This is a genomic window from Arthrobacter sp. TS-15, assembly GCF_006964045.1.
Classification (GTDB): domain Bacteria; phylum Actinomycetota; class Actinomycetes; order Actinomycetales; family Micrococcaceae; genus Arthrobacter.
Genome location: NZ_SDXQ01000006.1, coordinates 161,453 through 174,199, shown reverse-complemented (window position 1 = coordinate 174,199; position 12,747 = coordinate 161,453). Strand labels below are relative to the sequence as shown.

The following is a 12,747-nucleotide window of genomic DNA, read 5'->3' as shown; positions in this document are numbered from 1 at the left end:
CATGTCCACTGATTCCTTCAGGGAAATGAAGGCCGCAACGGGCCCGGCTGCCGAAGGGCAGCCGGACCGGACCGGCACAGCGTCCGACGCCGGTACGTCACCGGTGGCAGGCACAGGAACCCTCCAGCCTGCCGGACGCGGCAGGAAACCCGTCCGCCGCAAGGGTTTGAGCGAGCGCAACCGTCCACTGTGGATGCTGATCCCCGGCGGACTCCTGATGTTCGTCATCATTGTGATTCCGTTGTTTCTGGGCATCTACATGTCGGCCCTCAACCTGGACCAGTACACCCTGCGCAAGTGGGTCAGCGCACCCTTCGTTGGAATCGACAACTTTGTAGAGGCACTGACCGATTCGCCGCTGCTCCATTCGGTGTGGCTGAGTGTCAGCTACTCGCTGATCGCCATGGTGATTACCTTGCCAATGGGCATCGCTGCTGCCGTGGCCACGCAGAACGCCTTCAAGGGCCGGGCGCTGGTTCGCTCCATCTTCCTGATCCCCTACGTCCTTCCATCCTTCGTGGTGGCCACGGTGTGGCGGACCATGTTCCAGCCGGACGGTGTAGTGGATTCGGCGCTGGGCGTGTTCGGCATGGACGGCGGGCTGTGGCTCAACGGGCCCCAGACCTATTGGACACTCATCTTGGTCCAAATCTGGGCCTCCTGGCCGTTCATCTACCTGCTGGCCCTGTCCGGCCTGCAGTCCGTTGACCATGAGGTTCATGAGGCTTCGGCCCTGGACGGTGCGCTGTGGTGGAACAAGCTGCGGTACGTCATCTTCCCCTACCTCAAGGGCCCGCTCGCGCTGGCTTTCCTGATCGGCATGCTGCATCACATCAATAACTTCACGCTCCCGTTCGTGCTGTTCGGCGTGCCGGCCCCGACCGCCGTCGAAGTGCTTCCGATCCTCACCTACGTCACCAGCTTCCAGAGCTTCCGGTTCGGCCTCAGCGCCGCCATGGCCTTTGTGTCCCTGGTGCTGATCGCCATTCCGCTGTTCATCTACCTGCGCGCCGTCAAACTTGACGACGCCGAGACGCCGGGAGGCAAGAAGTGAGCGCATCAACCACCTCCGTCCGCGGCACCGCCCGCCGGGGTTCGGCCGGGACTACGTTCCGGCCCGGCTCCAAACGGCAGCATGAAGTGACACGCCTCCTGCCCGGCCCCATGCTGGCGATCATCCTGACGGTACTCAGCGCCATTGTGCTGATCCCGGTCGCCTACATCTTCCTGGCATCGGTGAATTCTGACATCGGCGTAGCCAACGGCGAATTCTGGCCATCCACGTTCTCCCTGGAGAACTACACCAAGATCTGGTCCAGCGTTGGCTTGGCCAAGGGCCTGGCCAACAGCGTGCTCGTAGCCGGAGCCACCGCTGTGGTGTCAGCGGCCATGTCCGTTTCCATCGCGTACGTCCTGGTGAGGTACCAGTTCCGCGGACGGCTCACCATTCTGCGGAGCCTCCTGGCGCTGCAGTCAGTGCCTGGCACGCTGATGGTTCTGCCGGTGTTCGTCCTTTTCTCATCAGCCGCGAGCTACCTGGGTGTCCAGGTCATCGGAACCCAGTGGGGCCTCTTCATTACCTACCTGACGTTCGCGATGCCGTTCTCAACCTGGGTGATGGTCACCTATCTGCGCGGCTTGCCCCGCGAACTGGAAGAGGCTGCAAGGATCGACGGCGCCAGCAACCTTGGCGTCCTGGTCCGCATCATCCTGCCCCTCAGCTGGCCTGGAATCGTGGTCTCGGGAATCTTCGCGTTCCTGCTCGGCTGGAACGATGTCCTCTTTGCCTCCGTGATGACCCGGCCGGACAGCCAAACAGCTGCTGTGGCACTGCAGATCTTCGGAGCTTCGCAGGAAGGCGGCGCCATCCCGCTGTACGGCCAGATGATGGCGGCATCACTCGTCTGCGCGGCACCAGTAGTGATTCTCTACCTGATTTTCCAACGTTACCTAGTGGGCGGTCTCACCGCCGGAGGAGTCAAATAGCAATGACCGGTTCAGCAACAGTTGAGTGGACGCTTTCGGGCTTCGGAGACGAAATCGACGACGACCCGGTACTGCAGATTGCGGTGCTCCAGGCCCTGGGCGCGAACCACATCGAGGTCCGCAGCGCATGGGGAACCAACATTGTGGACCTCGCACCGGAGCAATTGGCAGAGCTGAAGAATCTCCTGGACAAGGCGGGCATGGGAGTCTCTGCCATCGCCTCGCCCATCGGCAAGGTTGATGTCACACTTCCCGTGGAACACGAGGTGGAGCGCCTTCGCCGTGCCGCCAACGCAGCCCAGGTCCTGGGGGCCCGCTACATCCGCATCTTCTCCTTCTACTACGGCGAGGGCGTCGCAGTAGACAGCATCCGCGATGACGTCATTGAGCGGATGCGTGCCTTGGCAGGAGTGGCCGAAGAGACCGGAGTTGTGCTCCTTCACGAAAACGAAAAGGACATCTTCGGAGACACCCCCGATCGCGTTCTGGACATCATCGAATCCGTGGCCTCACCGGCACTGAAAGTGGCCTGGGATCCGGCCAACTTCGTTCAGGTGGGCATCAAACCGTTCGACGAAGGCTACGCCAAGCTCCGTCCCCACCTCGAGTACCTGCAGGTCAAGGACGCACGGTTCGCGGACGGCGTCGTAGTCCCCGCCGGTGAAGGCGACGGCGATCTCCTCCGCACGGTGGAGGCGTTGAAAGCCGATGGCTTCGTAGGATTCGCGAGCCTGGAACCCCACTTGGCCGGCGCTCACGGTCTGGGCGGCTTCTCAGGCCCAACCGCATTCGGGATGGCAGCCCGCGCCTTTGCCAAAGTCGTGAACGAAGCAGGAGTTGAAACCAAGTGAGCAAGCAAACCCCCACAACTGTCCTCAACGTAGCCATCGCCGGATGCGGAACCATCGGACGCACCCACGCGGCATCCGTCGGGGAGATTGCCGACCTTCGCGTCACCGCGCTGGTAGATGAAATCGCCGAAGCCGCCGAAGGACTGGCCCGGCACATCGAGGACAACGGCGCCGCCCGCCCGGCCACCTTCCGAAGCCTGGCCGAAGCGTTCGCAGGCGCCGACGTCGACCTCGTCATCATCGCTACCCCCAGCGGACTGCACATCCAGCAAGCCCTTGAGGTGCTTGATGCCGGCAAACACGTGGTCATCGAAAAGCCGTTGGACGTAAACCTGGACCGCGCGGACGAGATCCTCGCCGCTGCCAAAACGGCGGAAGCCAAAGGACTCGTTGCGAGCGTCATCAGCCAGCACCGTTTCGATCCCGCGAGCATCGTGGTGGACGAGGCCCGCCGTGCCGGGCGCTTTGGGCGCCTCACGTCAGCCATCGCCTCCGTGAGCTGGTACCGCAGCCAGGGCTACTACGATTCCGGCGCTTGGCGTGGAACGTGGGCAATGGACGGTGGGGGAGCTGTGATGAACCAGGGCGTCCACACCGTGGATCTGTTGCTGTGGTTCCTTGGCCGTCCGCTGGAAATCAGTGCCAAGACCGCTCTTTTGGCGCACACGGATGTTGAGGTGGAAGACACCGCCGTTGCCACCATCACCTTCGAATCCGGTGCCCTTGCCGTGCTCCACGCCACCACAGCCGCGTACCCGGGCCTAACCGTCCGGCTGCAGGTTATGGGCAGCAAGGGTTCTGCCGTGATCGACAACGACAACCTCGAGTACTTCCATGCAGCCGCCTCGGACGAAGAGACCCAAAGCGGACCCATGGGCCTCCCGGGCGCAAGCAACCAGGCCGAATCCGAACTCGCCAGGTTCGCTGAACCGGCCACCCGGACCAACCTGGATCCAACCCTCTACCCGGCCGGGCACATTCGCCAGTACCGCGACGTTGTGGAGGCCATCCGGACCGGACGGCCCGCCGGCGTCACCATCAAGGACGCCGTTACCGCCCTCGCCACCGTCCGCGCGCTGTACGTCTCGGCCACGTTGGGCCACCCGGTCCTCATCTCCGACGTCACTGCAGGCAAATACAACGACGTCCAGGTACAGACCGGCAATGGACGGCTTGAGGAGGTCACGGCATGAAGTTCTCTGTTTTCACAGCCTCGACCCCGGAGTGGACTCCCCAGGAAGCGGCAACGGAACTGTCAGCCCAAGGATGGCACGGCATCGAATGGCGGGTCACGGACCAGTCCGACGCCCCTGAACCAGGCTTCTGGGCAGGGAACAAGGCCACGTGGCCCCTGACCGGACTTGAGGAATCACTCCCGGACATCGCGCGGATCACCGCCGACGCCGGCCTGGAGTTCTCAGGCTTGGGCGGCTACGCCCGCTGCGACAACCACGACGACGTGGATCGCGTCCTCGCGGCGACGGCCGCTTTGGGTGCCAGGCAAGTCCGCGTCAATGTCCTTCCGCTGGGCAACTCCACCATGGGCGGCGAGGAACCGACGGGCCTGTCCTACCCCGAACTGTTCGACGCCACCCGGAAACACTACGAATGGGTTGCGGAGCGGGCAGCCCACCACGGTGTCAAAGCGCTGGTGGAACTGCATCACGGAACGGTGACCGCATCGGCGTCATCGGCGCGCAGGCTCCTGGAAGGCCTCGATCCGCAGCATGTAGGCGTTATTCATGACCTCGGAAACCTCCTGATCGAAGGCTGGGAGTCGCCGCTACCCGCGCTCCAGTTGCTCGGCCCTTACCTTGCCCACGTCCACGTGAAGAACGCCCGATGGGTTCTCACAGACCAGCGCGATCCCGCCGGCGGTGCCGTCTGGGCCAGCGAATGGGCGCCCCTCGAAGCAGGAATTGGCAACGTAATGACCTACTTCAAGGCGCTCGCCGACGCGGGCTACGACGACTGGGTGACCGTGGAGGACTTCTCCACTGACGTTCCCCTCGCCGAGCGGACGGCCGGAAACCTGGACTTCCTGCGCCGCGCCGCATCCCTCGCCGGACTTGCCGTTGCCGGCCACGCCGACTTCGTCTCGAAAGGCTGAGCCATGTCCCTCGCCACCCATCCCGACCGCCTGCTGCCGGCAGATCCAGGCACCCGCGGCATCGCCCGCGAACTGCTGCAGCGCGTCCAGGACCTGCCCATCATTTCGCCGCACGGCCATGTGGATGCTGCAGTCATCGAGCAGAACACCCCGTTCCCCGATCCTGCTGCCCTGCTGGTCACTCCGGACCACTACGTCACGCGCCTCATCCATGCCTCGGGAGTCGGGTTGGACAAACTCCAGCCAGGCAACGCCACACCCCGCGAGATCTGGCGGCATTTCTGCACGGCATGGCCCCTGTTCGACGGCACCGCGTCCGGGTACTGGCTGCGAACCCAATTCGAGTCAGTTTTCGGCTGGCGCGGCGAACTCAGCGCGGAGGAGGCCGATGCCAGCTTCGATTCGATCTCTGCCAAACTCGCGGAACCTGGATTCCGTCCGCGCGAGCTGTTCAAGGATTTCAACATCGAAGTCCTTGCCACCACTGATGACCCCTTGGACAACCTGGATAGCCACCGTGCACTCGCCGAGGATCCCTCGTTCCACAGCCGGGTGCTTCCCACGTTCCGGCCGGATGCTTACATCAACATCGCGCACCCGCAGTGGGCCGCCAACGTGGAGCGGATCATCTCCGAGGCGTCCGACGGCGGCAGCGGCTACCGGGGGTACCTCACCGCGTTGGAGAATCGTCGCCGCTACTTCGTGGACCATGGAGCGGTCTCCGCGGATCACGGTGTCCGAACCCCGGCCACCATCAAGCTGGACGAGGCCGACGCGGAAGCTTTGTTCGAGAAAGCCCGTTCCGGCCAGGCGACAACCCATGACCGCGACGTGTTCGAAGCCCACATGATGTACCAGATGGCCAGGATGTCCGTGGAGGACGGCTTGGTCATGACCATCCACCCAGGCTCGTACCGCAACCACCATCAGCCCACGTTCGAGGCATTCGGGGCAGACACCGGCCACGACATTCCGTTCGCCGTGAACTACACCGAGGCCATCCGTCCGTTGCTGCAGGACTTCGGCACGGCCAAGGATTTCCACCTGGTGCTCTTCACCCTCGACGAGACTGTCTTCTCGCGTGAACTCGCGCCCCTGGCCGGCTTCTACCCATCCGTCTACATCGGCGCGCCGTGGTGGTTCCTCGATGCACCCGACGCCATGCTGCGCTTCCGCTCAGCAGTTACGGAGACCGCCGGCTTCTCGCGGTCCTCGGGTTTCATCGATGACACCCGCGCCTTCTGCTCCATCCCCGCACGCCATGACGCCTCCCGCAGGATTGAAGCCTCCTTCCTAGCGCGCCTTGTAGCCGAGCACCGCGTCACGGAAGACCGCGCGCACGAGTTGATCGTCGACGTCGTGGATTCCTCACCGCGAAGGGTTTTCAAACTATGACCGGGGACCAAGGGCTTCCGCTGCTCAGCCGCGGAACCCGGCCCAAGCCGCCCATCCGCATGGTCCATCTCGGCTTGGGTGCCTTTCACCGCTCCCACCAGGCGTGGTATACGCAGCACGCTGGTGACGCGGGGGAGTGGGGGATCGCGGCGTTCACCGGCCGCCGTCCGGATGCTGCCGATGTCCTGGCAGAACAGGACGGCGTGTTCACGGTGGTGGAACGGTCGGGCGGCGGCGACTCCTTTGAAGTAGTTGGCAGCATTGTTGAGGCCGTAGATGGTGCCGACGTCGGACGGTTGACCGAGCTTGTGGCCGCACCTACCACGGCAGTGATTACGCTGACCATCACTGAATCTGCCTATGCGGCGGATATAGCCGGCAGCGCTGAAGGTTCGACGCCGTTGGCTCGTTTGGTGACGGCTCTCGCCGCCCGCAGGGACGCCGAAAGCGGGCCTATCGCCGTCGTCAGTTGTGACAACCTTGCAGAGAACGGCGACGTGGCGAGGCAAGCGGTTGGCTCCTTGGCGCGTGCCAAGGACGGCGGACTGGCCGCGTGGATCGACGCCAATGTCAGCTTTGTCAGCACCTCCGTGGACCGCATCACGCCGCGGACAACGCAGGCGGACCTCGACGTCGTTGCGGCCTCCTGCGGCTACCGGGACCAGGCAGTAGTGGTCACCGAGCCGTTCCACAACTGGATCCTCAGCGGGAACTTCCCGGCCGGGCGGCCCCAATGGGAAGACGCCGGGGCTATGTTCGTGGACCACATTGAGCCGTTCGAGAATCGGAAGCTCTGGTTGCTCAATGGCTCGCATTCGATCCTGGCCTACGCAGGGCTGCTGCGGGGCCATTCCACCGTGGCGGAAGCGCTGGCCGATGACCTCTGCCTGGACGCTGTGGAAGCATTCTGGGACGAAGCTGCCCGGCACCTCTCCGATGATGCGCTGGACATCCCAGCGTATCGAGAGGCCTTGTTGGAACGTTTCGGAAACTCCAGGATCGCCCACCACCTGACCCAGATCGCCATGGACGGAACCACCAAGCTGCGCATGCGTGCCTTGCCCGTCTTGGCCGCCGAACGCGCTGCGGGACGTTCCGGCGATGGCGCAGCCCGGATGATCGCTGCCTGGCTCGCGTACGTGTCCTCCACTGCCGAGCTCCACGACCCGCTGGCCGCTGAGATACAGGATGCGAAATCGCTCGACGGCGAACACCGCACCGCTGTGTTGTTAGAGCTCATCAGCACTGATCTGGCGAACGACGCTGCCGCTGTTTCGCAAATCCACGGGCAGCTGGATTCGTTTGCTGCCACTACGTCGCACGCTTAGACCCCGTCGGAAGGACTCCCTCACCATGAAAATCATTGCCGCTGAAGTCTTTGTGACCAGCCCGTCCCGTAATTTTGTTACTTTGCGCATCACCACGGAGGACGGTGTAACGGGCATCGGTGACGCCACGCTCAACGGCCGTGAACTCGCCGTCGCTGCCTACCTCAAGGAGCACGTGGCGCAGCTGCTCATCGGCAAGGATCCGCACCGGATCGAGGACACCTGGCAGTTCCTCTACCGCAGCTCATACTGGCGCCGCGGCCCCGTGACCATGGCGGCGATTGCCGCCGTCGACATGGCGCTGTGGGACATCAAGGGCAAGATCGCCGGGATGCCGGTGTACCAGCTGCTGGGTGGCGCTTCCCGCAACGGTTTGCGGGCCTACGGCCACGCGTCCGGCGCTGACATTCCCTCGCTGTTCGACTCCGTTCGTGAGCACCTGGAACTGGGCTACAAGTCCATCCGCATCCAGACCGCCATCCCCGGCATCAAAGCCGTATACGGTGTGGCCGCACAGGCGCAGGCCTCGGGCGAACGCTATGACTACGAGCCCGCCGGCCGTGGCGCGTTCCCGCAGGAAGAGGACTGGGACACCCGCGCCTACCTGCGCCACCTGCCCACCGTGTTTGAAGCCGTCCGGAACGAGTTCGGCCCGGAAATCCCGCTGCTTCACGATGGCCACCACCGTATGACGCCCATCCAAGCCGCCAAGCTCGGCAAAGCCCTGGAACCGTACGACCTCTTCTGGCTGGAAGACTGCACCCCGGCCGAAAACCAGGAAGGCCTGCGCCTGGTCCGCCAGCACACCACCACCCCGCTGGCCATCGGCGAAATCTTCAACACCGTGTTCGACTTCCAAACCCTCATCAAAGAACAGCTGATCGACTACGTTCGTGCTGCATCCACCCACTTCGGCGGCATTTCACCGCTGAAAAAGGTCATGGACTTCGCGGCCCAGTACCAGATCAAGTCCGGCTTCCACGGCCCCACGGACATCTCCCCGGTGGGCTTCGCCGCCCAGCTCCACGTGGGCCTGGCCATCCACAACTACGGCATCCAGGAATACATGCAGCACTCGGACAAGACCAACGAGGTCTTCCAGCAGTCCATGACCTTCAAGGACGGCTACCTGCACCCCGGCGACGAACCCGGCATCGGCGTCGAATTCAACGAAGAAGCCGCCGCCGCGTTCCCGTACCAGCAGGCCTACCTGCCGTACAACCGCCTCGTGGATGGCACGGTTCATGACTGGTAGAGAGGTCATGACTGATATAGCGCAACCCCGCCACCACATTGTGGTGATGGGCGTTGCAGGCTGCGGAAAGAGCACCGTGGGTGCGGCCCTCGCCCAACGCCTTGGTGCTGGATTCCTCGACGGCGATTCGCTGCACCCCCAGGCGAACATCAGCAAGATGGCCTCGGGTACTCCGCTGAACGACGACGACCGCGCACCGTGGCTGGCCGAAATCGGCAGACGATTCCCGGCGTCGAACTCTGCTCTTGTCATCGCGTGCAGCGCGCTCAAGCGCTCCTACCGGGACATCATCCGCAGCGCCGATCCATCCGTGGTGTTCGTGCACCTGCACGGCACCCGGGAGTTGCTAAATGCCCGCATGACTGCCCGTCCCAGGCACTTCATGCCGGCCTCGCTGCTGGACTCACAACTGGCTACGCTGGAACCGCTCGCGGACGACGAAGCCGGGATCGTTGTGGACATCGCACTGCCTGTGGAGGACATCGTGAATGACGTACATGCCGCACTGGCAGGCAAGTCCGCTGCGTCTGCCGGGCCGCACCTGGTGGACTTGACGGCTGCTCCCTACAACCTGGACGACGCCGCGGTGGAGTGGGTGGAGAGCACCATCGGTTCCATGACGCTGGAAGAGAAAATCGGCCAGCTCTTCATCAACCACAACAACGATTACTCCCCGGAGTACCTCGACGGCGTGCTGGAGAACTTCCACGTAGGCGGCATGCGGTACCGGCCGGGGCCCTCTGCAGCCGTGCAGGAACACATCCGCTACGCCCAGTCCAAAACCCGCATTCCGCTGCTGATCGCCTCCAATCCGGAAATGGGGGGCTCCGGCAGTTGCGACGACGGCACGTTCGTTTCCACGCACCTGCAGGCAGGCTCGCACCCGGACAAGACCATTGCACGGCAGATGGGCCAGGTGGCCGGCGTCGAAACTGCTGCGCTGGGCTGCAACTGGGCCTTCGCGCCGATTGTGGACATTCACTACAACTGGCGGAACACGGTCATCTCCACGCGGGCCTTCGGAAACACCCCGGACATAGTGGTGGAACGGGCAAAAGAGTACTTCGACGGCATCAGCGAATCACCCACCGTCTGCGCCATGAAGCACTTCCCCGGTGACGGTATTGATGAGCGGGACCAGCACGTGGTCACGTCCTACAACACCCTGGGCTACGACGAGTGGAACGCCAGCTACGGGCACGTGTACCGCGAAATGATCGGGCACGGCGTGCAGTCCATCATGGTGGGCCATATTGGTGCTCCAGAGGTGTCCCGGCATTTCCGGCCAGACTTGTCGGACGCTGACATCCTGCCTGCCACGCTGGCGCCGGAGTTGTTGCAGGACCTCTTGCGTGGGGAACTCGGGTTCAACGGGCTGGTCCTGACGGATGCGTCCCTGATGGTGGGCCTGACTCAGACCATGAAGCGCAAGGACCTGGTTCCTGCCACCATCGCAGCGGGCTGCGACATGTTCCTGTTCTTCCGGAACCCCGAGGAGGACTTCGGGTACATGCTGGATGGCTACAAGTCCGGGGTCATCAGCGAGGGACGTTTGCAGGATGCCCTGCGGCGGACCCTTGGCCTGAAGGCGAGCCTGGGCTTGCATCTCGTTTCGCGGGAACGGTTGGTTCCGGCGGCCGAAGCCTTGGCTGTTATCGGCAGCGAGGCCCACCGGGCCATAGCTGCTGACATCGCTGACAAGACCGTCACGCTGGTGAAGGACACTGCCCGCAACCTGCCGATCACGCCTCGGACCCATCCGCGAATCCGTCTCTACGGCATCTCCGGGGGCGCCGACTTCACCCGCGCAGATCCTCTGGCTTACCTGGATACCGTCCGGGAAGAACTGGAAGCCGCAGGTTTTGAGGTCAGCGTCTTCCAGACCGCTGAGCAACGTGAGGCCGCGGGAGAGGCCGGCATGAACTTCATGCGGGTCCTGTCCGAGGAAGCCACCGGCGACTATGCGGAGCGATACGACGCCGCCTTCGTCTTTGCCAATGTGAAGGGCTTCGCGCAGGAGGCCTCCATCCGGATCAAGTGGTCCTCGCCCATGGCCGCCGAGATCCCTTGGTACGCCACGGAGGTTCCCACGGTGTTTGTCTCACTGAACCAGCCGAACCACTTGATCGATGTGCCTATGGTCAAGACCGCCATTCACGCCCACGCAGCAACACGCGAGGCCATTCGCGCAACGATCCAAAAGATCCAGGGAGAGTCCGGATTCCAGGGGACGTTCAACCAGAACGTGTTCTGCGATTCGTTCGACACCCGCCTCTGACAGCAGGCGTTAGCCCGGTACTGCCCACAAGGCGGTGCCGGGCTTTTTGCGTTATTCGGTGAAACCGCCAATTGTGAACGCTAACAACGTTTCATGTCAAGAGTCTTGGGAGCGGTTCTAGTCTGCAATCATTTCGTGATCCACGGCACTTGACCAGCGGTATTGTTAGCGTTCACAATGGCATTCGCATTACATATTCGTGGCATGCGGCATTCAACTGGCCGCAGACCATATAACGCTTCACCGTGCCGGACGCGCAGATGCTCCGGCTGCATCAGAGTTCGCGGCAATGCTGCCGCGGAAGGAGAGCATCGTGAGATTGAAGAAACTCCTGGGCGCCGTAGCGGTTGTCCTTACCTTGACTGTTGGAGCCACTGGCTGCGGTAGTCGCGGGGGCTCGGCCGAGTCCACCAGTAGTGCAAATCCCAGCGATTCGCTGGTTGGCATTTCGATGCCCACCCAGACGTCCGAGCGTTGGATCGCCGATGGCGCCAACGTTGAGAAGTCCCTGAAGGACCTTGGCTACAAGACGGACCTCCAGTTCGCCAACGATGACATTCCCACACAGGTTTCCCAGATCGAGAACATGCTGACGAAGGGTGCCAAAGCGCTCATCATCGCAGCGATCGACGGCACCACCCTGACAGACGTCCTGGCCAAGGCCAAAGAGCAGAACGTCAAGGTGATCGCGTACGATCGCCTCATCAACGGAACGCCGAACGTTGACTACTACACCACCTTCGACAACTACACCGTGGGTGTTCAGCAGGCCACTTCCTTGCTGACCGGCCTGGGCCTGGTTGACGCCAGCGGCAACAAAGTTGAAGGCAAGGGCCCGTTCAACGTAGAACTCTTTGCGGGCAGCCCGGATGACAACAACGCCAACTTCTTCTGGACCGGTGCCATGGACACCCTGAAGCCCTACATGGATGCAGGCACCTTGAAGGTTCCCAGCGGCCAGACCAAGTTCGAGCAGGCAGCCATCCTGCGCTGGCAGGCACCTGTTGCCCAGAAGCGCATGGAAGATATCCTCACCTCCGCTTACAGCTCCGGAACCAAGCTGGACGGTGTGCTTTCCCCGTATGACGGCCTGTCCATCGGCATCATTTCCGCGCTGACCAGCACCGGCGGCTACTCCACCGGCAACCTGCCGGTAGTCACCGGCCAGGATGCGGAGAAGGGCTCCGTGAAGTCCATCATCGCCGGCGAGCAGTACTCCACCATCTTCAAGGACACCCGCCAGCTCGGCGCACAGGCCGTGAAGATGGTTGACGCCGTCCTCAAGGGCACCGAACCGGAGACCAACGACACCAAGACCTACAACAACAAGGTCAAGGTTGTCCCGGCCTTCCTCCTGAAGTCCGTCATCATCACCAAGGACAACTTCCAAAAGGAACTGATCGACTCGGGCTACTACAAGGAAGCCGACGTCAAGTAATCACGTCCCCGGTCTGTGGCCCCAAACCTCTGTGTTGCTGTACGCAGTGCGGCGGGGCCACAGCCTCCCATAGAGCCTGCCCGAGTCCTCGGCCCGGGCCAAGTTC

10 protein-coding genes are annotated in these 12,747 nt (G+C 63.0%); all 10 read left to right on the top strand.

Annotation, left to right across the window (positions count from 1 at the left end; genetic code table 11):
* Window position 1 precedes the first annotated feature (1 nt).
* The 10 genes from EU811_RS02035 to chvE all read left to right on the top strand — a co-directional run bounded on the left by EU811_RS02035 (window position 2) and on the right by chvE (window position 12,641).
* Window positions 2–1,054, top strand: a complete 1,053-nt coding sequence (locus EU811_RS02035) for a carbohydrate ABC transporter permease (RefSeq protein WP_142936849.1) — start codon at window positions 2–4, stop codon at window positions 1,052–1,054.
* Window positions 1,051–1,986, top strand: coding sequence for a carbohydrate ABC transporter permease (locus EU811_RS02030; RefSeq protein ID WP_142936848.1), 936 nt, complete (start codon window positions 1,051–1,053; stop codon window positions 1,984–1,986). Before EU811_RS02035 ends, EU811_RS02030 begins: the two co-directional genes overlap by 4 nt.
* Before the next feature lie 2 nt (window positions 1,987–1,988).
* Window positions 1,989–2,837, top strand: coding sequence for a sugar phosphate isomerase/epimerase family protein (locus EU811_RS02025; protein ID WP_142936847.1), 849 nt, complete (start codon window positions 1,989–1,991; stop codon window positions 2,835–2,837).
* Entirely contained in the window at window positions 2,834–4,030 is a 1,197-nt protein-coding gene (locus EU811_RS02020; RefSeq protein ID WP_142936846.1) for a Gfo/Idh/MocA family protein, read from the top strand. Before EU811_RS02025 ends, EU811_RS02020 begins: the two co-directional genes overlap by 4 nt.
* Entirely contained in the window at window positions 4,027–4,947 is a 921-nt protein-coding gene (locus EU811_RS02015) for a sugar phosphate isomerase/epimerase family protein (RefSeq protein WP_142936845.1), read from the top strand. The genes EU811_RS02020 and EU811_RS02015 overlap by 4 nt, the downstream gene beginning before the upstream one ends.
* Before the next feature lie 3 nt (window positions 4,948–4,950).
* The gene (uxaC, locus tag EU811_RS02010) at window positions 4,951–6,342 is read left to right on the top strand and encodes a glucuronate isomerase (RefSeq protein ID WP_142936844.1); all 1,392 of its coding nucleotides are present in this window, start codon (window positions 4,951–4,953) and stop codon (window positions 6,340–6,342) included.
* Window positions 6,339–7,670 carry a mannitol dehydrogenase family protein gene (locus EU811_RS02005; RefSeq protein ID WP_142936843.1) on the top strand — a complete coding sequence of 444 codons (1,332 nt, stop codon included), beginning with the start codon at window positions 6,339–6,341 and terminating at the stop codon, window positions 7,668–7,670. The genes uxaC and EU811_RS02005 overlap by 4 nt, the downstream gene beginning before the upstream one ends.
* Before the next feature lie 25 nt (window positions 7,671–7,695).
* Window positions 7,696–8,925 carry a D-mannonate dehydratase ManD gene (gene manD, locus EU811_RS02000; RefSeq protein WP_142936842.1) on the top strand — a complete coding sequence of 410 codons (1,230 nt, stop codon included), beginning with the start codon at window positions 7,696–7,698 and terminating at the stop codon, window positions 8,923–8,925.
* A 7-nt stretch (window positions 8,926–8,932) separates the two neighbouring features.
* Complete coding sequence (locus EU811_RS01995; protein WP_142936841.1) at window positions 8,933–11,203, top strand: gluconokinase, GntK/IdnK-type; 2,271 nt, start codon at window positions 8,933–8,935, stop codon at window positions 11,201–11,203.
* A gap of 313 nt (window positions 11,204–11,516) precedes the next feature.
* Window positions 11,517–12,641 carry a multiple monosaccharide ABC transporter substrate-binding protein gene (chvE, locus tag EU811_RS01990; protein ID WP_347877617.1) on the top strand — a complete coding sequence of 375 codons (1,125 nt, stop codon included), beginning with the start codon at window positions 11,517–11,519 and terminating at the stop codon, window positions 12,639–12,641.
* Window positions 12,642–12,747: the final 106 nt, after the last annotated feature.